Origin of the sequence: Leifsonia stereocauli (genome assembly GCF_038432415.1) — a bacterium.
Taxonomy (GTDB): Bacteria; Actinomycetota; Actinomycetes; order Actinomycetales; family Microbacteriaceae; genus Orlajensenia; species Orlajensenia stereocauli.
Genome location: NZ_JBCAUN010000001.1, coordinates 1,415,166 through 1,437,616 on the forward strand (window position 1 = coordinate 1,415,166; position 22,451 = coordinate 1,437,616).

Genomic DNA, 22,451 nt, shown 5'->3' on the forward strand with positions numbered 1-22,451 from the left:
CCGTGGTCGGCCGCGGTTCCAAGACTTCGCTACCGGTCGCTGCCACAATGAGCCGGTGACTACGAATCCAGGCTTCTATCTCGGTGTCGGCAGGGTGATGACCGAGTCGGTCACGAGCAAGATCAAAACCGCAGGCAGCTCATTTGTCATAAGAATGCTCAATTCGCGACCGGAGAACTGGGAGCGTATCGCCGAGGTCGTCGAACGCGACGACCTCACCGGAGCAATCGTGAAGCTGACGGCTAACGACTTCAGGCGGATCGCCAGTGACAAATACGGTGAAGCCGCAGACGCGCTTTTCGGAGCACTCTCGAAGAAGCGGCACTTGCTGCTCGTTCACGAGGAGATCGTCACTCCACAGGATCCGGAGCTCGAATCAGGCAATCCAGGTAGTGCAGGAGGGCCCGATCGGGGTGACGATGATGACTGGATGGACGATTCCGGTTGGCAAAACGATGACTGGAACGACCACATCGCCCGTGATTACTTCGGAACTCTTCCACAGGAGATTCGGGACAACGTTAAGCGGAGGCTCGCAGATCACAGCCTGACGATTACGACATACAAACGAAACGCCGAAGCGTCCATCTTCGCCACTGCATTCGTCGAGGACACCCTGAACAACCTCCTGTTCCGGCTTTATGTGCCGGCGGGGCGGTTGTATGAGGAAGAGCTCGCCCGAGTGATCGAGTTGTTCCACGATTGGCTCGGCTCCGTGAAGGGTCAGACGGTCAGGCAGTCCGGCTACCGCACGCCCAGCGGCCGCGTCATTGAGTTCTTCGGCGAGCCGGGCATGAGCGCGGAGGTCGTGAGCGACGAATTGCAGGAGTTCGCTCAGTTCCTGAGCGTTGTTGAGGACTCTCCGACGGCTCAGGAGATGCTTCAGAGCCTTGGACTGACTTCCGGGCGCGCGCGCGAGTTGGTGGCGAAGTACGCCAAGGCCGCACGCCGCGTGCTGGTTGATACGAAGCACGAACGGGAGCGGCTCATCTTGAGCATCCAGCAGCAGCTGGAGTCTGAGCTGGTTGACGAGCTGCCTGGCGCGTCAGCTGCTGATCTGGGTGACCTCATCGCGCAGCTGGTGCCCGAGTCGCCGTTCGCCGCGAGCGAGGTGACGAGGCGCCTGGCGCCTGGTCCCGCGGGAGGGTCCCCGATCCTCAACGTCCAGATCATCGAACGAGTCGAGGGCATCGTCGCGCAGAACGTCAACGGCCCCGTCACCGTGGGCACCCCAGCGGCACAGCTCATCGAGCTCATCCGCCAGTTCGGTGACACCTCAGCAGAAGCCCTCGAAGCCAATGCGCGCGAGCTGGCTGACACTGAGGCGCCACCCGCAGCTCGACTGCGCGCACGTCAGGCATTGAAGAACTTCCTGCTCCGCAATGCAGCGCGGATCGAACAATCCGCGTACAAGGCAGCTCAAGAGTGGGTCGTCCATAGTATCGGCGAATGGCTCAGTTAGCCGCGAGGACGACGAGCCACAAAGCCCGCACGGGTGCGTCGAGCAATGAGCGTGCGCACAGTCCGTCATCGATGTGCTGCGGGCCGCTCAGTGTCCACGCCCCGGATGGCGACCGTCTGTGGCCGGTGTGGCGTTCACCAATGTGAGCATGCCTGTAGCGGCGACCCGTGACGAGTCAATACCCTCCCCTTAGCTGCCGACCCGACCAAACGAGCCGTGGCCGCTGGCATTGCATTTCAATACTCACGATGCCATTAGGCAACTCTTGGCTCGTCCGTTGAGCGAGGTCCGATGATCAACTCAAACTCTCCGTGGTACTTGCGCCGTTTCGTTCCCATAACCGTGGCGGTGATGCTGGCACTACTGACTAGCTTCATTCAACAGGGAATTGCGCTCGCCTTCGGGTTGCCGTGGGAGTGGGCGAGAGTGTGGCAGGACGCCACGGGCTACCTCTTCATCAGCGTTGTCCTCGTCGGTGTAGTGGAATTGATGGAGCGACGGCGCGAGGCTCACACAGCATCTGCCCAGCTGAGCACGGGCCTGTCATTCAGTGTCGGCACGTATCTCGCTACCATCGGTCAGATTCGCGACACCAGTAAGGCGGTGGATGTCGAGCGACACCAAGCGGACACGACATCGGAACTGCTCGTACTCCGCGATGAGGCACTTGCACAAGAAGCAATGCTTCGCGAAGGCTACGCCAAGGCCACCAAGACGAAGCCGGCGAGCACCGCGATTCTGCACCTCTGCGTGCTAGCGCTGGCGGCCGGGACCTTCTCAGCCCCGACCAAGCGTCGGGCGCGACAACGTCTGATCTCTGGATGCGTCGCGGAGCTTCAGCGTGCTGCTGCTGCACTCGCCGATTCAGACGCAGAAATTCAACAACGGGTCTTGCAGGCGGCCGCTCGCGTCAGCGTGTCGTACGAAGCTACCGAGGCTTCAATCATCGAATGCATGCGCAGCCGACGGGTTGCGCACAAAGCTGAAGCGGCAACCATTAAGTCGATACTCGACTCAATTGACGAGGCGCTCTTCATCGATCCATTGCGGGCATTCGCGGCGGGTGTGAGGCTACTCCAAGATGCGGTTATCGAGCAGAAGGATTCGATTTCTGAGTTCGACGTAGCAGAAGCCTTCTGGACTTTTGGAGTTCCGATCATGGCTCTCGCCGATGAGGCGGAGGCGTTGGCCAGTTGTGACGCGGCTCTCGCGGCGCTTGCGTCCGAAATCGACGCGAATGTGTCCAAATAACCGGATGGGGTGGACCGTTACCGCTCGACGTTCTCACTGGTGTCCTTGCAGTCGAGAGCGCACGGGTTGAGGGGCCTCAGGTATCCGGTCGTCGACCGTGACAACTCCCGTCCCGCAATCGGATCAGCCTACGGACACTGGGCTACCCGAGTTTCGCGAAGTATGCGCGCAACGCGCCTGCGCCTCTTGAAGAGCTAACGCTGTTCTCCGGGACACCAGCCAACGCTCGGCCGGATTCGAGGTGGAACGCCCGCATCTTGATACTTCCAGTGGCCGAACTCACCGCGCACATACCGACCGCCGTCCGTCCACCAGACGCCGGGCTCTCGGCACAGTAAGCATGCCCTGAGTGAACAACGCGACGCCAGTCGCGACGTTGCCCCATTGCCGTGACCAAAGCGTTGCCGAAGGCATTCGCGCCCGCCTGGCGCACACTTGGGTCTACGCTCATTCCGCGTCGGACTACTGTGGCGACGGCGCGCGGAACGTGCGGCGCGAGGTCAGAAATGTCCCGAAGTACTCCATTCGAAAGGTGCACCTGTTGACGGGCTGGGGACAGCCGATGATCGACGGGGTACTCGCCGCAGAGAAGATAGAACACTGTTGCTGCGAGGGAGTAGACATCTGACGAGACGGAGCAGGCCCCATCATCGGGCGCCGCCTCGGGTGCGAGTGTGCACCAGCTCCCATCCCGCGGGGCGTACCCATCAGCGTCGAGCAGAATGCACTTGGCCACGTCAGAAAGCAGAACGCTATCGCCGCGCCGCAGAGCATTGGCAGGCTTGACGTCGCGATGGATCATCCCGGCAGCATGAATAGTGTCGACTCCAGCGGCGATCTGATGACCAAACCGCACTGCGAGAGCAACGGAAAGCCCGTGCGGCCGCGCATCTGCTTCAAGGTCGCCATCCGGGAGGAGGCCGGTGGCAATGTAGCGGACATCGCTCGTGAGAACTACGTCAGCGTCCAAGATCGGGACAATGAAATTGCTGCGGAGTTGTTCGAGGTGCCTCGCTTCGTCCCATGACTGAGGCGAGCCACCGTCGGGGCGGAGCACCTTCAGGGCCACTGTCCGGTTGAGGTGCTTTTCATGCGCCTCGTACACCTCGCCGTCAGAACCGAGCTTATTGTTCAGCACGTATCGGTCATTCACCGACGTCCCGGGTGGCACAGCTGGTTTGCTCACGCGAGCAACCATACTGGCGAACATGAGTGTTCTCGGTGTAGTCGTCGTCACTGGGAAAAGTCCGCGTGTGCAGACTGTCGTGCTTGAAGGAAATCTGGAAGCGCCCCGGGTCGCCGACACCTTTGAACTGCGCACCGCGTCGACAAACCACTCAGAGCAAGCAGTTGACCTTGCCCGACACATGGAGCCCAAGGTCGCGGGCGGAGGTTTCGACGGCGTCGCTCTTAGAGTCGCTGGAGCATCTCCTGTCGGCCGACGTAGTAAGGCCGCATTCTCGAGAGCGCATTGTGAAGGTGCATTGATCTATGTCATTCGAACGGCGACAGGCAATCCCGTCATCGTGGTTGACCCTGTAACCGCCCCGAAGTTCATCGGTTGGAAGAAAGCAGAGCTGGAAGAACTTGTCGACCGACTGTCCTCAAAGGGTGTGAACAGAGAGGCTTTGCTGGCTGCCGTAGTGGCTCTCGCCGGAGTTTGACGAGCCTCCGCATACGAAAAGTGAGTCGATGCCCTCGATACTCCAACGCATGTCGGCGTCGGTAAGCGTGTTGATAACGACAGCGATGAGCCATTCGGATTGAACTTCTTCACGGACGCGCCGCGCGGCATTGGCAACGAGGGTGCCGCTCGCGATGTTGACATCGAGGACCACGGTGCGTGCGGAGCGTCCGCCCCGAATGGTGGGATCGATCATCATTGCAGCACCGAGAACTCGTTCGGCGGCGGGGCTCGCCGCCTCGACGGTGAAATCGTCCCACCCAGCCACGCAGCCTAGGAAAGACCGCGCAGAGTCAGCCAGGTTGTGCGAGCTGTCGTGCGCGCGAACGTTCTCGTCGCCCGCGAGCATTAGTTCGACGAGATCCATCGCGCCTCCTATCCCAGAGAGTAGTCATCTTCTGCCCCGAGTTCCGCCAAAACGCTGAAGACCATTGAAAGCGCTGACCGTGGCGCAGTCTCCCTCAGGATCGGCTTCGCTCCTTCACGCGCACAGTTCGCGGCGGAATGGTCGCGCACGCCGACCACAGCTATCGGGGACCAGCGGCGGAGGGTCGTTGTGGCTGTTCATACCCGGTAGGTGCGCCGGGGAAATCCGAACGACCGCACGGAACCAGAACCAGCCGCTCCCCGCCGCGCAACGGGTGCTGAAGGAGCGCTTCAGAAAGCCCAATTAGATGGGTTTTCGATGGGGTGATCAAATCACTTAACCTAAAAAAGTCCCGGAAACCCTTGAGTTTCCGGGACTTTGCGGTCGGGCTGACAGGATTTGAACCTGCGACCCCTTGACCCCCAGTCAAGTGCGCTACCAAGCTGCGCCACAGCCCGATGCCCCGGCTGGCCGAGGCAACCTGTCAATCATAGCGTGCCGAAAGAGGTGCTGAAGACACGGGGAGTGCCGGCATCCGCTCGCTCGATCGCCCTCGGTCGTAGGGTGAGGGAATGGCAGCGAAGGTGCGCATTGTTCCGGTGACGGATGCCCCCTGGGCCGATGTGGAGCGCGTGTTCGGCACGCGCGGCGACCCGGCCGGGTGCTGGTGCCAGTTCTTCAAGCTGCCGAACGCGGAGTGGAAGACCATTACGCCCGGTGAGTGCCGGAACCTGCTCGAGGAGCAGGTGCAGGCGGCACGTGGGGGCACAGCGCATCCGCCCGGAGTCATCGCCTATCTCGCGCCGGATGCCGCTGACGGCGACAGCGATAACGCGAGCCGGAACGAGAACGACGACGGACACGATGACGGACACGGCAACGCCAGCGCGGCCGAACCGGTGGGCTGGTGCGCCGTCGAGCCGCGAACGGCCTATGACCGACTGCGTACCGCGGAGGTCGTGAAGGGCAGCGCCGAGGACGAGGACGACGATTCCGTCTGGGCGATCACCTGCTTCGTCGTGCGCGTCGGGCACCGCCGACAGGGCATCGGCGGAGAGTTGCTGCAGGGTGCCATCGAGCAGGCCGCCCGCCTCGGCGCGCGGGTCATCGAGGGCTATCCGGTCGACACCGCCGAGCGTAAGACGTCGAGTGCCGAGCTCTACCACGGCACCCTCTCGCAGTTCGTGGCCGCAGGCTTCGAGGTCACCTCTCGGCCGTCGCCGAGCCGCGCGGTCGTCACGCTGCGAATCGATGCGGAACGCGACTCCCGAGCGCTAACCTGACTTCACACTCGACGGGAACGGATGAGCCATGAGCGACACACGAGGACGCCTGCGCTTCGACCACGATGAGGTCACTCGTCACGACGAGCTCTACGCCGACGGAAGAGCCCGGCGCGGTCAGCTCCCCCGGCGCGAGCAGGCGATCCTGCGCGACGACCTCGACCGTGATCCGCTCGGCATCCTGGAGCGCCAGCACCATCCTCGTCTCCCCGACCTCATCCCGTTGCGCGTGCACCGCATGCTGCAGAGCCCGTTCGCGTTCTACCGCGGTACCGCTGCCATCCAGGCGGCCGATCTCGCTCACGAGCCGAACTCCGGGTTGAACGTCGTGCTCTCGGGCGATGCCCATATCGCCAACTTCGGCATCTACGCCTCCCCGCAGCGCACCCTCGTCTTCGACCTCAACGACTTCGATGAAGCAGCCTCCGGTCCTTGGGAATGGGATGTGAAGCGAATCATCACGAGTGTCGTGATCGCCGGCCGCGAGAACGGCTACAGCGCGTCGGATATCCGTCGTGCGGCGCTGACCGCCGCGGATGCGTACCGGACGACGTTGCGGACGACTCTCGAACTGGGTGCGATCGACCGCTACTTCCTGCACGCCGAGGTGAAGGAGGGCACATCGCGGTTCGGCCCCGGCACTCAGAAGATCATCGACAAGGCCGTGCGAGCAGCCCGCAAACGCACCTCGGCACATGTGGTCGAGAAGATCATGACGCGGGCCGACGACGGATCACTCGAGATCGTCGAGGACCGCCCGACGCTCATGCACATCGAACCGGAGCTCGAGTCCCGCCTCACCGAGGTCTTCGCCGCCTACCGTGCCTCGGTCGCACCCGATGTGGCCCTCCTGCTCTCGCAGTACACGGTGACGGATGCCGTCCGCCGCGTCGTCGGAGTCGGCAGCGTCGGCACCCGGTGCTACATCGCTGTACTCACGGGCCCGCGCGGCGAACCGTTGGTGCTGCAGTTCAAGGAGGCCGCGCGGTCGGTGGTCCACGAATTCGGCGAGGCGCCCATCGAGCCGGCACCCGGCATCGATCCCGAGTTGATCGCAACGTCCCACGGCTTCAGGGTGATCGCGAATCAGCGCATCCTGCAGGCAGTCTCGGATCCGTTCCTTGGGTACCTCGAAGGCGAGGAAGGACGGAGCTTCTACGTGCGCCAGTTCCGCGATCGCAACGTATCGTTCGACATCGCTGCGCTCACGCCACAGCAGTTCACCGACTACGTGATCGCCTGCGCCTCGCTTCTGGCGCGCGCCCACGCGCAGAGCCCGGCAGCTGCGAGCATCTCGGGTTACCTGGGAACCAGCGACGTCTTCGACAAGGCCGTCGTCGCCTGGGCGGACGACTACGCCGACAGGTCCTTCGCCGACTTCGAGCTGTTGCGCGAAGCCGTCGACACCGGGCGCTTCGTCAGCTCTGAATTCGGAGCCTAGGCCGGTCGAGGCTGCTCAGCCCAGGCCGAGCACCCCGTCGAAGACGAGGTCGGCCGGTCCCGACAGGGCCACGTGCTCGCCGTCCTCCGTCGGGAACATCCGCACGCCGACACGGCCCCCGGGCACGTCGACGCGCCATTCGTTGGGGGCACCGGCTCCAGCCCAGTGCCGCACGGCGAGGGCAGCGGCCACTGCGCCGGTTCCGCAGGAGAGGGTCTCGCCGGAGCCGCGCTCGTGCACCCGCATCCGGATGCGGCCGACGCCGTCGTGCACCAGTGGCTCGTGCGGAAGCACGAACTCCACGTTCGCACCCTCCGGCGCCTCGGGCTCGAGGATAGGAATGACCGTCAGGTCGATGCCGGCGAGTTCGTCCTCATCAGCCAGGGCGACGACGACGTGCGGGTTGCCCACGTTGATGCCGAGGCCGGGGCGGGCGACGGACAACTCGCGGGCGCGTACGAGCGGCTCGGTGCCGTCGAGCTTCCAGCGGCCGAGATCGACCTGGAATCCCGTGCCCGAGCGCTGCAGGTCACGCACTCCCCCTCGCGTGCCGATCGCAACCGAGTCACCCTCGGCGAAGGCCAGCAGGCCCTGCTCGATCAGGAATCGGGCATAGACACGGATGCCGTTGCCGCACATCTCCGAGACCGTGCCGTCGGAGTTCCAGTAGTCCATGAACCACTCGGCGTCCGGGTCCTCGGCGAGGGCTGCAGCACCATCGGCGAGATTCCTGGACCGGACCGCTCGGATGATCCCGTCGGCGCCGACACCGAAGTGCCTGTCGCAGATCGCGCTGATCTGCTCAGGCGTGAGCTCGATTTCACCGTCGGGATCGGCGAACAGCACGAAGTCGTTTCCGGTGCCGTGTCCCTTGGTGAAGTGCAGATCGATCGCCATGGGGAAAGTCTATGGGCGGGCTCTCGCCGCTTCGGACGGTCGCTTCGCTCGGTCCTCAGCGAGCGGCACTACAACGTTCGCTCGCTGAGGCCCGGACGAAGTCCGCGGTCGAAGCGCACCGACATGATCCGCGCGCCGCTTCGGACGGTGGCTTCGCTCGGTCCTCAGCGAGCGGGCACTACAACGTTCGACCGCTGAGGCCCGGACGAAGTCCGCGGCCGAAGCGCACCGAGCGGGCGTCAGCCGGCTGGCGTTCCCGACACGATGGCCGTGATGTCGGCCTGCGTGAGCGGCTCCCACGGCGACGAGTCGGGATCGGCTGCCGATGCCTCGGGGCTGTCGGCCTGCGTCCACCACTTCGCCTCATAGGGAACACCATCGAAGAGGATGCGGTCGCCCTTCTGGTACGTGGCTGCGCCCGTCCACTCGGGGAAGGTGCCTGCGGGCAGTGTGGCCTGTGGAATCGGCGTCTCGCCTTCCAGCACCGGGCCCACGAGCTGCCACGGCGACTCCCAGTCGTTCAGCACGGGGTTGTCGGGAACCTCGGCCTTGGTCCACCACTTGGCGGTGTAGACGTTGCGGTGCCACACGACCTTGGTGCCCTTGAGGTAGGAGGCATCCGACGACCAGATCTGGTACGGCGAGGCGGCGGGGTCATCGGCGATCTCGGCGGCCAGTGTGGGCTCGCTCGTGGTCGCGGCAGCGTTCTCGCCAGCAGCGAGCGACCCTGCGAAGCCTGTCGAGAGCACGTCGGCGAAGAACGTGTCACCCTGGTCGACGCCACTGCAGGCATCCGAGACGATCGACGTCGTGGTGTAGTTCGATCCGCAGGTCTTGTCGCGGTTGGCCGACCACATGGACATGCGGCCGAGACCCTTGTCGGTCGCCCATGCGTTCAGGCGCTTGGCGTCCTTCAGGGAGAACACCTCGTCGGCGACGTCGTTCTGCCCGATCATCGGGGTCGCGCCGATCTTCGCCCAAAGGGTGGCGTCGCCGAGGGTGATGTCGGCGCGTGTGTAGAGCACGCCGAGCTGACGTTGGGTCGCGGTGAGTGCCTTCTCCGAGGCCTCGGCCATGCTGTCGCCCGCGGCGAGGCTCGATCCGTAGTCCATCGTCATGGCGTTGACGCCCGCCAGGTCGACGCCTGCGTCGAGCATCGCGGTGACGGCGTCGGTTCCGTCCTCGGTCATGCCGCTCGGTGAGACCGGCAGCGTGAGCCAGACGGCGATGGGGTCGCCGGCCTCGCGGCGCTGCTTCTGGAGGGAAGCGATGGCGGTGGCCCGCCGCTCGACGGCGGCCGAGTCCGTGAGGCCTGCGCCCTCGAGGTCGAGGTCGATCGTGCCCACCATGTAGCGGTCGAGAACGCTGGCGTAGGCCGCCTCGAGCTTGGTCTCATCGGTGCAGTTCACGGCGAGCTCGTCGTTCAGCAGGCCGCCGAACGAGACGGCGATGGTTCCGCCGCCCTGCTGCAGGCGGGCGATCCGCCTGTCGAGGTCCAGGGTGTCGCCGGCCTGCTCCATCGTGTAGGCCGTCCCCCAGCTCGGAGTGCAGGCATCCGTTGTCGCCGAGACGATGAAGGAGAGCACGGCGTCGGGGGTGTCGGTGCTTCCCTGGGTCTCGAACTCGTAGGTCGGGGTGGCCGTCACGTCGACGTAGCCGGCGAACCAGGGCTGCGCCTGACTCGGGTCGGCCTGCGTGGAAGCCCAGGAGCGAGCCCCCATGAATCCGGCGGCGATCACGGCGAGCAGCACCACGACGGCGATGGACACCCGCAGCGGCGAGAGCCGGCGGTCGGAGAGCTCGACGGCCTGGACGGCATCCGTGGCAACGGATGCGCCGGCGCGTTTCTTCGGGGCCATCAGGCTGCCTTCTTCTCTTCAGTGCGGACGTCGGCTTCGTGCGTTTCGGGCGCATCGTGGACGTTGACGTGTGATTCGGGGGCGGGGCGAACGGATGCCGCACTCCGGCGCGGCGATCCGACGGCCTCGAGCATCGGGACCTTCTCGTCGGCGTGGCCGTGGTAGAGCACCGAGCGCCAGTCGAGGGCACCGGCATCCGTCGCCGTCTTCTTGTCAGCGACCGGCTGGGTGCGAGGGACGTAGAGCGGCTTGATGAGGCCGAGCCAGGTGTCGACCAAGGCGTTGCCGATGCCGATGTAGGCCACGATGGCCCAGCTGGCGAGTGCGGCGTTGATGCCGGCGAATGCCGCGTTGCCCCAGTTGCCGGCGGTAACATCGCGCCAGAGCGTGAAGAGCGAGAACGCCACGATGAGGAACGGCGCCACGACGTAGAGCAGCGGAGCCGCGGTGCGGTTCTTCACCTTGGGCGTACGCACGAACGGGATCTTCTTGCCCGTGAGCGCCTGCTGCATCGACTTGAGAACCCCGGCGAGGTTCACCGGCAGCATGATGAGGTTGAAGCCGTAGATGCGCAGAACGTCGCTGCGGCGGTAGCCCGCGTAGCGCAGGTCGCTGGCCATGGCGAGGAAGTACGGCAGCGCCGCCAGCAGCACGACAGGGCTGAGCAGACGGCCGTCGTACGGGTAGGCCAGCAGGAACACCAGGCCGAAGCTCGCCCAGGCGATGGATGCCATGTAGTTCACGCGCAGCATGAGCTCGAGCATCGGCACCTGCTCGCCGCGGCGCTTGCGCGCACGTACCTGACGCCAGAGCTTCGGCAGGATGAGGAGACCCCCGTTCGCCCAGCGCCGACGCTGCACCACGAGGGAGCCGAAGTCGGGCGGGGTGGCGGAGTAGCTGAGACGCTCGGGGTAGTTGACCAGGCTCCAACCGTGGGTTCCGAGGTCGACGCTCGACTCGGTGTCCTCGATGACGGTGCGGTCCTGGATGTAGCGCTTGACCTCGAAGCCGCCCACGAACTCGGTCTCCACGATGTCTTCGATGGCGACCTTGCGGATGACGGCGTTCGCGCCCACCCAGAAGGTGGCTCCGAAGTGGCTCATGCCCTGGTGCAGCACGTGCTGGATGTCTGTGGTCGCCGCTGCGAGTCGCTCGATGCGGGTCGCAGCACCACGGAACGACGAGTACGGGGTCTGGGTGACGGCGACGCGGGAGTTGTCTGGCTGCTGCAGGAAGTAGACCAGGCGCAGGCAGTAGTCGCGCAGCAGGATCGAGTCTGCGTCGAGGGTGAGCAGGAAGTCGCTGTCGGCGAAGCTCACGTCGAACGGCTCGCCGGCGGCGGCGGGGAGGAGTGCCGGACCGTTCGGGGTCTCGGCGAGGGTGAATTTGTCGCCCATCAGGGAGATGTAGGCGTTCAGGTTCATCGCCTTGTTGGCCTCGTGCGAGGTGGAGGCGAACCGCTTGCGCTCGAACACGTCGAGGTCGGCGTCGAACGTCCAGGCGAGGCGGCGGTAGAGCTGGCCGATGCGATCGGCTGACAGCACGGCATCCTCCTCGACCGACGTGGCGATGGCGCGACCCGTGAGGAGCAGCTCGTCGGCGAGTCCGCCGAGAACCTGCTCGACGAAGAACTGGTCGACGTGGTCGTAGAGGGTCTCCTGCTCACCGGCATCCGTCAGCCAGTGCGCGGCGAACGCGTAGTGCTCGGCGAGAGCGTGCGCATGGGCGATGGCCAGGTCGTCGACTAGCGCGCCCGCTGCGACCTCTGCCTCGAAGCAGGCCAGGGCGGCCGCGAAACGCTCACGTGGCGCCGCGAGCATCGCCGAGATGTCGTCGGCGAGGGCACGGGTCTCCTCGAGCCTGGAGAGCACGCCCGGATTCTTCGGGAAGGGCGGGTCGTCGAGCAGGAGCACGACCTTGATCGACGGGTACTCCTGCAGGGCAGCGGAGAGCAGGGTGGCGCGCACGACGTGAGGCTCCTCGGCGTACGAGGGGACGAGCACTGTGATCGAGGAGCGGTTCTCGGCGAAGTGACGGTCGAGCTCAGCACGCGGCACGCGAACGTGCTTGCTGAACCGCTGCAGTGCACCCTCGCGGGCGACGAGGTACATCAGGGCCGAGAAGGTGAGGAAGGTGACGACCACGAGGTAGCCGATGGCCTCCATGGTGAAGCGGAAGTCCTGCTGGCCGCCGTCGATGAACTGACGGATCACCGTGGTGACCACGTAGACCGCCCAGAAGACCACGGTCAGGACGATGGCGACCCGGCTCCACGTGATGGTTCGGTTCGACGGACGCGGGTGCACCGTCGGCAGCGGCTGCGTGCGCTTCTCAGCGCCCCACTGACGCTTTCGGGCGTGCGGAAGTGATTTCACGGAGGACATCGGAGACTCTCGTTCGGGGTGATGGAGCATTCGTCAGCCCTAGGGAAGGCGAGAGTGGCTCACAACAGAATCTATGCGCTGTCATGGTTAATGAGCTGAGAATTTGTCCTCAGAAGTGCGGACAAGCACCCCCAGAGTGGGGCACATGACCCAGTCGTAAGTAGCGGATTCACGGCGGTCTCGCGGTGAGACCGAGGAATCTGCCTGTACCCCGGTCTCATCGGCGTGTCGAAATGGACGCGCGCCCGAGGTCAGCTTCGAGCGCGTAGGGCGCGCATCGCCGACGGCACCCTGGCGTCATCCGTCGCGCCGATCCAGGTCGTGTTCGGATAGCGCTTGAACCAGCTGACCTGGCGTCTCGCGTAGCGGCGGGTGAGCGACTGCGTCAGGTCGATCGCCGCGGCCTCGTCGATCTCCCCGCGCAGTTGGGCGAGCGCCTGGGCGTAGCCGATGGCTCGACTCGCGGTGACGCCGCGCTCGATGCCGAGCGGCACGAGTGTCTCGACCTCGGCCAGCATTCCGCCGGCCCACATCTGCTCCACCCGGGCGTCGAGCCTGGGCACGAGTCCGGCGCGGTCGAGGGTGAGTCCGATCATGGCCAGCGGCATCCACTCGACGGGCTCGTCGGGAAGCGATGCCGCGTGCGGCTCCCCCGTGATCTCGATGATCTCGAGCGCGCGCACGAGGCGGCGTCCGTTCTGGGAGCCGATGCGCTCGGCCGCGTTCGCGTCGAGTGCCTTGAGCCGCTGGTAGAGGAGCCCGGGACCGCGTTCCGCGAGTTCGGCCTCGAGTCGGGCCCGGAGCTCGGCATCCGTTCCGGGGAAGCGGAAGTCGTAGACGACGGACGAGACGTACAGGCCGGAGCCGCCGACGAGGATGGGAACAGCACCGCGCTCGCGGATGCTGGTGATGACGGCGCGCGCCTCGGTCTGGTACCGCGCGACGCTCGCCTCCTCGGTCACCTCGAGCACGTCGAAGAGGTGGTGACGGATGCCGCGACGCTCGCTCGGCGGGAGCTTCGCCGTGCCGATGTCCATGCCGCGGTACAGCTGCGAGGCGTCGGCGTTGACGATCTCCACGGACAGCCCGTCGGCTATGAGCTGCTCAGCGATGTCGAGGGCGAGCGCTGACTTGCCTGTGCCGGTGGCGCCGACCACGGCGATGAGCGGCAGCGCCGCCGCATCAGTGCGCGTGGTCACCTGGAGCGTGAGCGGCGGTCAGGCCGAGGTCGACGCGCGTGGCTGCGCGCAGCGTCGGGAGGCCGAGGGAGACCGTGCCGGGAGTCGAGCCTGCACCGCCCGCTGCGTCGCCTGCAGGCACCCCGCAGGACTCGGCCTGAGCGAGGTCCCAGGCATCTCCGGCGCGGGTGCGGCGGATGCGGAGGGGCTCGCCCGGCACGGCGTCGGCGATGAGGTGGAACGGTGCTGCCTGAGTGACCACGACCGAGACGATATCGCCGGGCCGGGGAAGGACGGAGCCCTGAGGCACCTCGAAGTGGACGAGGCGACTGTCTTCGGCCCGGCCGCTGAGGCGATGCGTCGCTGCGTCCTTCCGGCCCTCGCCGTTGGCGACGAGCACATGCACCTCGCGGCCGATGACCTTCTGGTTCTCCTCCCAGGAGATGCGCTCCTGGAGGGCGACCAGGCGCTCGTAGCGCTCCTGCACCACGGCCTTGGGAACCTGGTCCGCCATGGTCGCCGCCGGGGTGCCTGCGCGGATGGAGTACTGGAAGGTGAAGGCCGTCGCGAATCTGGCCAGTTCGACGACGCGCATGGTCTCGAGGAAGTCCTCCTCGGTCTCGCCGGGGAAGCCCACGATGATGTCGGTGCTGATGGCGGCGTCGGGCATCTTCGCGCGGACGCGGTCGAGGATTCCGAGGAACTTCTCGGAGCGATAGGAGCGCCGCATGGCCTTGAGGATGCGGTCGGAGCCCGACTGCAGCGGCATGTGCAGTTGCGGCATGACGGCGTCGGTCTCGGCCATGGCGTCGATGACGTCATCGGTGAAGGCTGCCGGATGCGGGCTGGTGAAACGGATGCGCTCGAGACCGTCGATGGCCCCGGCCGCGCGCAGCAGCTTGCCGAAGGCCAGCCTGTCGCCGAACTCGACGCCGTAGGAGTTCACGTTCTGCCCGAGGAGGGTCACCTCGATCGCTCCGTCGTCGACGATCGCCTGGATCTCGCCGAGCACGTCGCCGGGGCGGCGATCCTTCTCCTTGCCGCGCAGGGACGGCACAATGCAAAAGGTGCAGGTGTTGTTGCAGCCGACGGAGATGGAGACCCAGCCGCTGTAGCTGGAGTCGCGCTTGGTGGGCAGCGTCGAGGGGAACGTCTCGAGGGAGTCGAGGATCTCGAGCTGGGCCTCATCATTGTGCCTGGCACGTTCGAGCAGCCGCGGAAGGGCGCCCATGTTGTGGGTGCCGAAGACCACGTCGACCCACGGCGCCTTCTCGAGGATGGTGGTCTTGTCCTTCTGGGCGAGGCATCCTCCGACGGCGATCTGCATACCGTCGTGGCGCTTCTTGACCGAGGCGAGGTGGCCGAGATTGCCGTAGAGCTTGTTGTCGGCGTTCTCGCGCACGGCGCAGGTGTTGATCACGACGATGTCGGGCTCGCTGTCGACGGCACGCACGTAGCCTGCAGCCTCGAGCGATCCGCTCAGGCGCTCGGAGTCGTGCACGTTCATCTGGCAGCCGAAGGTGCGCACCTCGAAGGTGCGTGCCCGACCGTCGTCGTCGAACGCCGCGACGGACGGCGCGATGACGGTCGGTTCACTGCTGACGACGGTACTGCTCATGCAGACCAGTGTACGTTCAGCGGGCGCGTCGCCCGATCGCCGAGAAGGCCGTCTTGACGGCCTCACGGGACACGCTCGAGGAGTAGCCCTTGCGCATGAGGAAGGACAGCAGGCGGCGCTCGGCGGTCTCGTCGTCGAGCGAACTCATGCGGCTGAGCCTGCCGGCGGCGAGCTCTGTCGCGGGGCCGCTCTCATCGACCGAGAGCTCGTCGAGCACGGCGCTCATGGCGTGCTGGTCGAGCTTGCGGCGCCGCATCTCGGCCTCAACGGCGGAACGGCCGAGGCCCTTGCGCTCGTGGTGAGTGTGAACGATCTGCTCGGCCAGGCGGGTGTCATCGAGGTAGCCGATTCGCTCGAACCGTTCGATGAGATCTTCGGCGGCGCCCTCGTCGAGTTCGAGCTCGACGAGCACCGCACGCGCCTCGGCCACGGAGAGGGAGCGGCCACGCAGGCGCCTGGTGAGAACGTTCTCGGCCTCGAGCAGGTCGCGTTCGGGGTCGACCCCGGGAACCCGGCGCTGCGGAACCAGTTCGTCTGCCGCGGCATCGGTGTCGGTCTCGGCCCCGGCCCAGGGAAGATACGAGACCGGGGCGAGACGCTCGTCTGTGCCGCCCGTGCTGTTGCTCGTGCTGCTGTTCGACGGCATATGTCTCTCCCCGGTCTCGTCTGGATGGTGCTGTAGAGCTAGGCGCCCTTGCGCTTCGCGGTGATCGACTCCACATTGGCCGGAACCTCGGCGGCCAGAGCCGCGTCGGTCGCGGCCTTCGCTGCGGCACCGGCGATGCCGACTCCGAGCTTGGCGAGGATCTTGTTCTCGATCTCGAGGGCGATGTCGGGGTTCTTGAGCAGGAAGTTGCGCGAGTTCTCCTTGCCCTGGCCCAGCTGGTCACCGTCGTAGGTGTACCAGGCACCCGACTTCTTCACGATGGCGTGATCGACACCGAAGTCGATGAGCGAGCCCTCACGCGAGATTCCGACGCCATAGAGGATGTCGAACTCGGCCTGCTTGAACGGCGGAGCCATCTTGTTCTTGACGACCTTCACGCGAGTGCGGTTGCCCACGGCCTCGGTTCCGTCTTTCAGTGTCTCGATACGACGGATGTCGAGGCGCACCGAGGCGTAGAACTTGAGGGCCTTGCCGCCGGCGGTGGTCTCGGGGCTTCCGAAGAACACACCGATCTTCTCGCGCAGCTGGTTGATGAAGATCATCGTGGTGTTGGTCTGGCTGAGACCACCGGTGAGCTTGCGGAGGGCCTGAGACATGAGGCGGGCCTGGAGGCCGACGTGCGAGTCGCCCATCTCGCCCTCGATCTCGGCGCGGGGCACGAGCGCCGCCACCGAGTCGATGACGATGAGGTCGATGGATCCGGAGCGCACGAGCATGTCGGCGATCTCGAGGGCCTGCTCACCCGTGTCGGGCTGCGAGACGAGGAGGGCATCGATGTCGACGCCGAGCTTCTTGGCGTACTCGGGGTCGAGCGCGTGCTCGGCGTCGATGAAGGCCGCGATGCCACCGGCGCGCTGGGCGTTGGCGATGGCATGCAGGGTGAGGGTCGTCTTACCCGACGACTCCGGACCATAGATCTCCACGATGCGGCCGCGCGGGAGTCCCCCGATGCCGAGCGCGACGTCGAGCGCGATCGAACCCGTCGGGATGACGGCGACGGGTGCGCGCTCATCGCTTCCGAGGCGCATGACCGACCCCTTGCCGAACTGGCGGTCGATCTGGGCGAGAGCTGTCTCGAGTGACTTCTCGCGGTCTGCAGCTGAGGGCATCATGGTCTCCTTCTGTCGATATTCCGTCGCCTCTAGGCTGTCGTGTCGCGTGAGGCTAGAGCTTGGCGCTCATGAACCGGGCACGCGACTGACAAGGCAGTCAGCAGTTCATCGCTGATGGAAAGGACGCTACGCCGAGCCTCCGACATTGCTCGGATGACCCCGACGACAGTGGACTGTCCGTCTTCGATTCGCTGCTGTTGAGGAGCCTAGCAAGATCCGAACATCCGTTCGAGACGTCGGAGCGGCGTGTCGTCGACGATGACAACGGATGCCGCACGCGGAACGAGCTAGCGGCGCGGCTCCCGAAGCCCGGCGCCGTGGCGGCGGTTCTCAGGCACGTCCATCGCAGCACAGAGGGCGTACCAGACGTCGCGCGGGCGGGTGCCGGCTGCGAGCGCCTCATCGCCGGTGACATTGCCGAGGTCGGGCAGTACGAGGTCGCGGAGGAGGGAGCGACCGTAGGCGTCGCCGAACTCCTCCTGCACGGCGAGGCGGAACTCGCTGGACTTCACAGATCACTCCACGGGCGAGGCGACCCGGATGCGCGGTGCTGGGCCACGGTCACGGGACACGAAAAGGGGAAAGAAACGCCAGCCGGTCGATGACCGGCTGGCGTTCTTGATGTATGCGGGACTCAGCGAACGAGCAGCTCGGCGTCGAAGTCGACGACGAGGTCTTCGGGCACTGTGTCGGGGATCGGGTTGATCCCCTCGAGCACGGCCAGGCGGTCGCCCACCTCGCGCATGATGACCGAGATCGGAGTGTCGAGCGCATCGGCAACCGATGCGAGGATCTCGCTGGACGCTTCCTTCTGTCCGCGCTCGACCTCGCTGAGATAGCCGAGAGCGACACTGGCCTTGCTCGCCACCTGACGGAGCGTGCGGCCCTTCTGCAGACGGAAGTCCCTGAGAACATCGCCGATTTCCTGACGAACCAGAATCATTGGAACCCCCTTCTGTGCTGCCAGTCACCCCGGTGCGGGTGAGTTGATACAGAGTACGACAGGTACTCCGTTACTCCAGCGTACTGCGCTGTTCCGGCGTTTTCTTGTGAATACGCCCGATGTAACGGCGAGTTAACGCAGGTTATTCCGCCGTGTCGAGCAGGAGGTCGAGAGCAGCGGCGATCGCCGCGGTCACGACGGCGGCGCGGATGGCCGCCCGACCGCCGTCGAGAGCGAGCTCGAGCACCTGCGTCCGCTCATCGATGGAGATGCCGATGAACACGGTGCCGACGGGCTGGCCATCCTGTGGATCGGGGCCGGCAGCGCCCGTCGTGCCGATGCCGACGTCGGCTTCACGTCCGTCGACCGCGAGGGCAGTCCGCACCCCTGTCGCCATCTGCTCGGCGACCCGAGGGTGCACGGCGCCGTGTTCACTGAGGAGGTCGGCGTCCACGCCCAGCACGCTGTGCTTGATGGCCGTGTTGTACGCCACCACTCCCCCTGTGACGACGACGGATGCCCCCGGAATGCGGATCAGCTCGGCAGCGAGAAGGCCGCCCGTGAGCGATTCCGCGACGGCGATGGTGAGTCCGCGGCGCGTCAGCTCGGCGATGAGCTCGGCTGTGGCGTCGCGCACGATGGGCTCAGGCATCCGTTCCCGAGGTCGACCCCGACGATGCGGCGGGCAGGGCGCGCTTCAGCTTCCACGCCGAGACGAGGTACTCGACGCCCGACCACACGGTGAGGGCGAAGGCGATGCCCATGGCCACCCAGTTGACCCAGAAGATCCAGTCGCCGAGCACGGTCCAGAGCGGAACGAGCGCGAGCGAGATGGCGATGGACTGCGCGATGGTCTTGAGCTTGCCGCCCCGGGACGCCGGAACGACGTTGCGGTGGGAGAGCTCGACCATGCGCCACACGGTGATGCCGACCTCGCGCACGAGGATGATGATGGTCACCCACCACCACAGCTCGCCCAGGATCGACAGGCACACGAGGGCGCCACCGGTGAGCAGCTTGTCGGCGATCGGGTCGAGGATCTTCCCGAGGTCGGTCACGAGGCCCTGTCGGCGGGCGATGGCCCCATCGACGCCGTCGGTGGCGATGGCCACGATGAAGACGATGGCGGCCCACCAGCGGAGAGCCCCGTCGGCACCGTTGTCGACCAGCAGCATCCAGAAGAACAGCGGCGCGAGCAGGATGCGCACGACGGTGATCAGGTTGGGCAGGTTCCAGTTCGAGGCGCGAGGCACCTCGGCGTCGAGCGAAGCCATGTCAGTCCCTGCCGGTCAGGTTCCAGGCGTCCTCGTCGGAATCGCCCTCCTCCTCAGGATAGCCCTCGGTCATGCGCGCGACGGGGTCGTCACCGTAGGGGTCGACAGGCGCTCCGGTGGGCTGAGAACCCTGCTGCACCGTCTGCTGCACCGTCGTCTGCTGGGGGGCTGACGGGGCAGCGGATGCCGCACTCGGCGCCGGCGCCGACCCGTCGTCCTCGCCGCGCAGGCGGGCCAGCACGCCGGGCAGCTGCTCGGCCGTGACGAGCACGTCGCGGGCCTTCGATCCCTCGGAGGGGCCGACGATCTCGCGTGACTCGAGCAGGTCCATGAGGCGGCCGGCCTTGGCGAAGCCGACCCGCAGCTTGCGCTGCAGCATGGAGGTGGAGCCGAACTGGGTCGAGACGACGAGCTCAGCGGCCGCGAGCAGCAGCTCGAGGTCGTCGCCGATGTCGGAGTCGATGGCCTTGCGCTCTGCCGACACCGCGACATCCGGTCGATACTCGGGACGGGCCTGGCGCGTGACGTGCTTGACGACGCGCTCGATCTCGCTCTCGCTGACCCAGGCGCCCTGCACGCGCAGTGCCTTGGACGCACCCATGGGGAGGAACAGCGCGTCACCCTGACCGATGAGCTTGTCGGCGCCCGGCTGGTCGAGGATGACGCGGGAGTCCGTGACGCTCGTGACCGCGAAGGCCAGGCGGCTCGGCACGTTGGCCTTGATGAGGCCGGTGACGACGTCGACGCTCGGACGCTGGGTGGCGAGCACGAGGTGGATTCCGGATGCTCGGGCGAGCTGCGTGATGCGCACGATCGAGTCCTCGACGTCGCGGGGGGCGACCATCATGAGGTCGGCGAGCTCGTCGACCACCACGAGGAGGTAGGGGTACGGCTTGAGCTGACGCTCGCTACCGGCGGGGAGGATGATCTCCTCGTTGATGACGGCCTTGTTGAAGTCGTCGATGTGACGGAAGCCGAACGACGCCAGGTCGTCGTAGCGCATGTCCATCTCCTTCACGACCCAGGAGAGCGCCTCTGCGGCCTTCTTGGGGTTCGTGATGATGGGCGTGATGAGGTGCGGAACGCCGGCGTACGGAGCGAGCTCAACGCGCTTCGGGTCGATGAGCACCATGCGCACGTCGGCCGGGGTGGCGCGCATGAGCAGGCTGGTGATCATGGAGTTCACGAAGCTCGACTTGCCCGATCCCGTGGAGCCGGCGACGAGCAGGTGGGGCATCTTGGCGAGGTTCGCGAGCACGAAGCCGCCGCCGACGTCCTTGCCGACGCCGATGGTCATCGGGTGCGTGCTCTTGGCCGCGGCGCCGGATCGGAGGACGTCGCCGAGCGTGACGATCTCGCGATCGCTGTTCGGGATCTCGATGCCGATCGCGCTCTTGCCCGGAATGGGCGAGAGGATGCGCACCTCGTTCGAGGCGACGGCGTAGGAGAGGTTCTTCGAGAGTGCTGTCACGCGCTCCACCTTCACGCCGGGACCGAGCTCGACCTCGTACTGCGTGACCGTCGGGCCGCGCGAGAAGCCCGTGACGCGGGCGTCGACGGAGAACTGCTGCAGCACGTCGGTGATGGCCCGCACGACCTCGTCGTTGGCGGCCGAGCGCGTCTTGGCCGGGGCACCGGCCGCGAGGGTGGATGCCGCGGGGAGGTGGTACGGAGCAGTGGGCTGGTCGTCGACAGGCGCGACGCCGGCCTGGTCGAAGACGGCGCCGGCCGCTGAGAATCCGGGGAGCACGCCTGGGGCGGCATCCGGAACCGCAGCGCCATCGGCGAGCAGGGTGGTGGCTCCGCCGACCTCGCCGGTGAAGCGCTTGACGGCATCCTCCGCCGCCTGCAGATCGGCCATGACCTCGGTGCCGTAGTGGTCGCCCTTGACGCCGCCGCGGTCGCCCGATGCACCATCACCGACACCGTCGAGCGCGCTGTCGAAGGCGCCTTCCGGCGCTCCCCCGAAGACGTCCGTGAGTCCGTCGACGCCGGCGGCCTCGAAGGCGGGGTCCTCTTCGCGGCCGCTGGTGTTCCGGCGCCACCAGGGCAGGTTGTCGGGTGTGGAGGACTCGCCGTCGCCGTCGAGGCCGAGGCTGTCGATGCCGTCGAGCTCGACGGCCTGTGAGCGCTCCTTCTTCGCGGACTTCGCTGCGAGGCGGGCCTCGTCGCGCTCCTCCTCGTCGGGCAGGTGGGCTCCGAACAGCCAGGCGTAGAGCTCGCGCATGCGCTGCGGGATGCGGTTCGGCGGGGTCTTGGTGATGATGAGCAGCGACAGCGCGATGAGCACGATCATCACGACGACGGCGAGCCACGGGGCGACGAGCATCATCGGCCAGGTGATCATCCACCCCAGGATGCCGCCGGCGCGGGCGAGTACGTCCATGCCGTCGCTCGGGGCGGGCTGCCCGCCGAAGACGTGGCAGAGGCCGGCGATGGAGACCAGCAGGAGGCCGAGGCCGATTCCGATGCGGGAGTTGTCGTGCACCGACGACGGATGCCGGAACAGCCAGACCGCGAACACCAGCATGATGATCGGCAGCGCGAACGCGACTCGACCGACCAGGCCGCCGAAGGTCCAGACGTCGAGGGTCTGCGCCACGGGCTCGTTGATGAGGAACCACTCGATGACAGCGCCGGCGATGGCCAGGAGGATGATGAAGAACGGCAGGCCGTCGCGGCGCTCCTCCTTGGCGAGCTGCTCAGGGCCGAGGGCACGGGCCGCTCCCCCGGCGACGTGGGCGAGCCCCATCCAGGCTCGTACGAGCACGTTGGGCTTCTCCTCGACCTCGGTGAACTTCAGGGTCTGGGCGCTCGTCTTCGAGGAAGCGCGGGGCGCGGCCTTGGTCGGAGTCTTCGCGGGGGTCTTGGCCGGTGGCTTCGTCGCGCCGCCGCGCGACGAAGGAGTCGCGCGTGCGCGACCAGTCGCCTTGGTGCTCGTAGCCATGGCTCAACGGTACTTCCGGCCCCGGCCATTCCCGCGGAGGCCGGGTCGGGTGTCTCGCGATCGGCGGCGGAGAACGGATGCCGC

The 22,451-nt window shown here is 66.3% G+C and carries 18 protein-coding genes and 1 tRNA gene; 4 read left to right on the forward strand and 15 right to left on the reverse strand.

Annotated elements, in window-relative coordinates; translation table 11 throughout:
* Positions 1 to 55 precede the first annotated feature (55 nt).
* Together AADV74_RS06900 and AADV74_RS06905 are read left to right on the forward strand one after the other, a co-directional pair.
* Entirely contained in the window at positions 56 to 1,462 is a 1,407-nt protein-coding gene (locus AADV74_RS06900) for a hypothetical protein (protein WP_342112724.1), read from the forward strand.
* Between the two features lie 291 nt (positions 1,463 to 1,753).
* On the forward strand, positions 1,754 to 2,713 hold the full coding sequence (locus tag AADV74_RS06905; protein ID WP_342112725.1) for a hypothetical protein: 960 nt from the start codon (positions 1,754 to 1,756) through the stop codon (positions 2,711 to 2,713).
* Between the two features lie 142 nt (positions 2,714 to 2,855).
* Here the strand turns inward: AADV74_RS06905 and AADV74_RS16910 are convergent, their stop codons facing one another.
* From AADV74_RS16910 to AADV74_RS06920, 3 genes are all read right to left on the reverse strand, one after another.
* A complete protein-coding gene (locus AADV74_RS16910; RefSeq protein ID WP_425287260.1) occupies positions 2,856 to 4,082 on the reverse strand; it encodes a serine/threonine-protein kinase in 1,227 nt (408 codons plus the stop codon).
* Positions 4,083 to 4,317: 235 nt separating this feature from the next.
* Positions 4,318 to 4,764, reverse strand: coding sequence for a hypothetical protein (locus AADV74_RS06915; protein ID WP_342112727.1), 447 nt, complete (start codon positions 4,762 to 4,764; stop codon positions 4,318 to 4,320).
* 384 nt (positions 4,765 to 5,148) lie between these two features.
* Positions 5,149 to 5,222 (reverse strand) — tRNA-Pro (locus AADV74_RS06920).
* A gap of 114 nt (positions 5,223 to 5,336) precedes the next feature.
* Here AADV74_RS06920 and AADV74_RS06925 point away from each other — a divergent pair.
* Both AADV74_RS06925 and AADV74_RS06930 read left to right on the forward strand, forming a co-directional pair.
* Positions 5,337 to 6,047, forward strand: a complete 711-nt coding sequence (locus AADV74_RS06925) for a GNAT family N-acetyltransferase (RefSeq protein ID WP_342112728.1) — start codon at positions 5,337 to 5,339, stop codon at positions 6,045 to 6,047.
* A gap of 28 nt (positions 6,048 to 6,075) precedes the next feature.
* Positions 6,076 to 7,488, forward strand: coding sequence for a DUF2252 domain-containing protein (locus AADV74_RS06930; protein WP_342112729.1), 1,413 nt, complete (start codon positions 6,076 to 6,078; stop codon positions 7,486 to 7,488).
* A gap of 15 nt (positions 7,489 to 7,503) precedes the next feature.
* On the opposite strand, the gene dapF is transcribed toward AADV74_RS06930, so the two are convergent.
* The 12 genes from dapF to AADV74_RS06990 all read right to left on the reverse strand — a co-directional run bounded on the left by dapF (position 7,504) and on the right by AADV74_RS06990 (position 22,367).
* Positions 7,504 to 8,385 (reverse strand): diaminopimelate epimerase, encoded by an 882-nt coding sequence (gene dapF / locus AADV74_RS06935; RefSeq protein ID WP_342112730.1) that lies wholly within the window; start codon positions 8,383 to 8,385, stop codon positions 7,504 to 7,506.
* 239 nt (positions 8,386 to 8,624) lie between these two features.
* A complete protein-coding gene (locus AADV74_RS06940; RefSeq protein ID WP_342112731.1) occupies positions 8,625 to 10,244 on the reverse strand; it encodes a chitinase in 1,620 nt (539 codons plus the stop codon).
* On the reverse strand, positions 10,244 to 12,628 hold the full coding sequence (locus AADV74_RS06945; protein WP_425287261.1) for a glycosyltransferase family 2 protein: 2,385 nt from the start codon (positions 12,626 to 12,628) through the stop codon (positions 10,244 to 10,246). Before AADV74_RS06945 ends, AADV74_RS06940 begins: the two co-directional genes overlap by 1 nt.
* 251 nt (positions 12,629 to 12,879) lie before the next feature.
* Complete coding sequence (miaA, locus tag AADV74_RS06950; protein WP_342112732.1) at positions 12,880 to 13,827, reverse strand: tRNA (adenosine(37)-N6)-dimethylallyltransferase MiaA; 948 nt, start codon at positions 13,825 to 13,827, stop codon at positions 12,880 to 12,882.
* Complete coding sequence (gene miaB / locus AADV74_RS06955) at positions 13,811 to 15,424, reverse strand: tRNA (N6-isopentenyl adenosine(37)-C2)-methylthiotransferase MiaB (protein ID WP_342112733.1); 1,614 nt, start codon at positions 15,422 to 15,424, stop codon at positions 13,811 to 13,813. Before miaB ends, miaA begins: the two co-directional genes overlap by 17 nt.
* Positions 15,425 to 15,440: 16 nt before the next feature.
* Positions 15,441 to 16,070, reverse strand: a complete 630-nt coding sequence (locus AADV74_RS06960) for a regulatory protein RecX (protein WP_342112734.1) — start codon at positions 16,068 to 16,070, stop codon at positions 15,441 to 15,443.
* A 38-nt stretch (positions 16,071 to 16,108) separates the two neighbouring features.
* The gene (gene recA / locus AADV74_RS06965; RefSeq protein ID WP_055822649.1) at positions 16,109 to 17,200 is read right to left on the reverse strand and encodes a recombinase RecA; all 1,092 of its coding nucleotides are present in this window, start codon (positions 17,198 to 17,200) and stop codon (positions 16,109 to 16,111) included.
* A gap of 290 nt (positions 17,201 to 17,490) precedes the next feature.
* On the reverse strand, positions 17,491 to 17,715 hold the full coding sequence (locus tag AADV74_RS06970) for a DUF3046 domain-containing protein (RefSeq protein ID WP_055817880.1): 225 nt from the start codon (positions 17,713 to 17,715) through the stop codon (positions 17,491 to 17,493).
* 122 nt (positions 17,716 to 17,837) lie between these two features.
* Positions 17,838 to 18,146 carry a helix-turn-helix domain-containing protein gene (locus AADV74_RS06975; RefSeq protein ID WP_055817878.1) on the reverse strand — a complete coding sequence of 103 codons (309 nt, stop codon included), beginning with the start codon at positions 18,144 to 18,146 and terminating at the stop codon, positions 17,838 to 17,840.
* Positions 18,147 to 18,288: 142 nt separating this feature from the next.
* The gene (locus AADV74_RS06980) at positions 18,289 to 18,798 is read right to left on the reverse strand and encodes a CinA family protein (protein WP_342112735.1); all 510 of its coding nucleotides are present in this window, start codon (positions 18,796 to 18,798) and stop codon (positions 18,289 to 18,291) included.
* The gene (gene pgsA, locus AADV74_RS06985) at positions 18,791 to 19,420 is read right to left on the reverse strand and encodes a CDP-diacylglycerol--glycerol-3-phosphate 3-phosphatidyltransferase (RefSeq protein ID WP_342112736.1); all 630 of its coding nucleotides are present in this window, start codon (positions 19,418 to 19,420) and stop codon (positions 18,791 to 18,793) included. Before pgsA ends, AADV74_RS06980 begins: the two co-directional genes overlap by 8 nt.
* Before the next feature lies 1 nt (position 19,421).
* Entirely contained in the window at positions 19,422 to 22,367 is a 2,946-nt protein-coding gene (locus tag AADV74_RS06990; protein WP_342112737.1) for an FtsK/SpoIIIE family DNA translocase, read from the reverse strand.
* Positions 22,368 to 22,451: the final 84 nt, after the last annotated feature.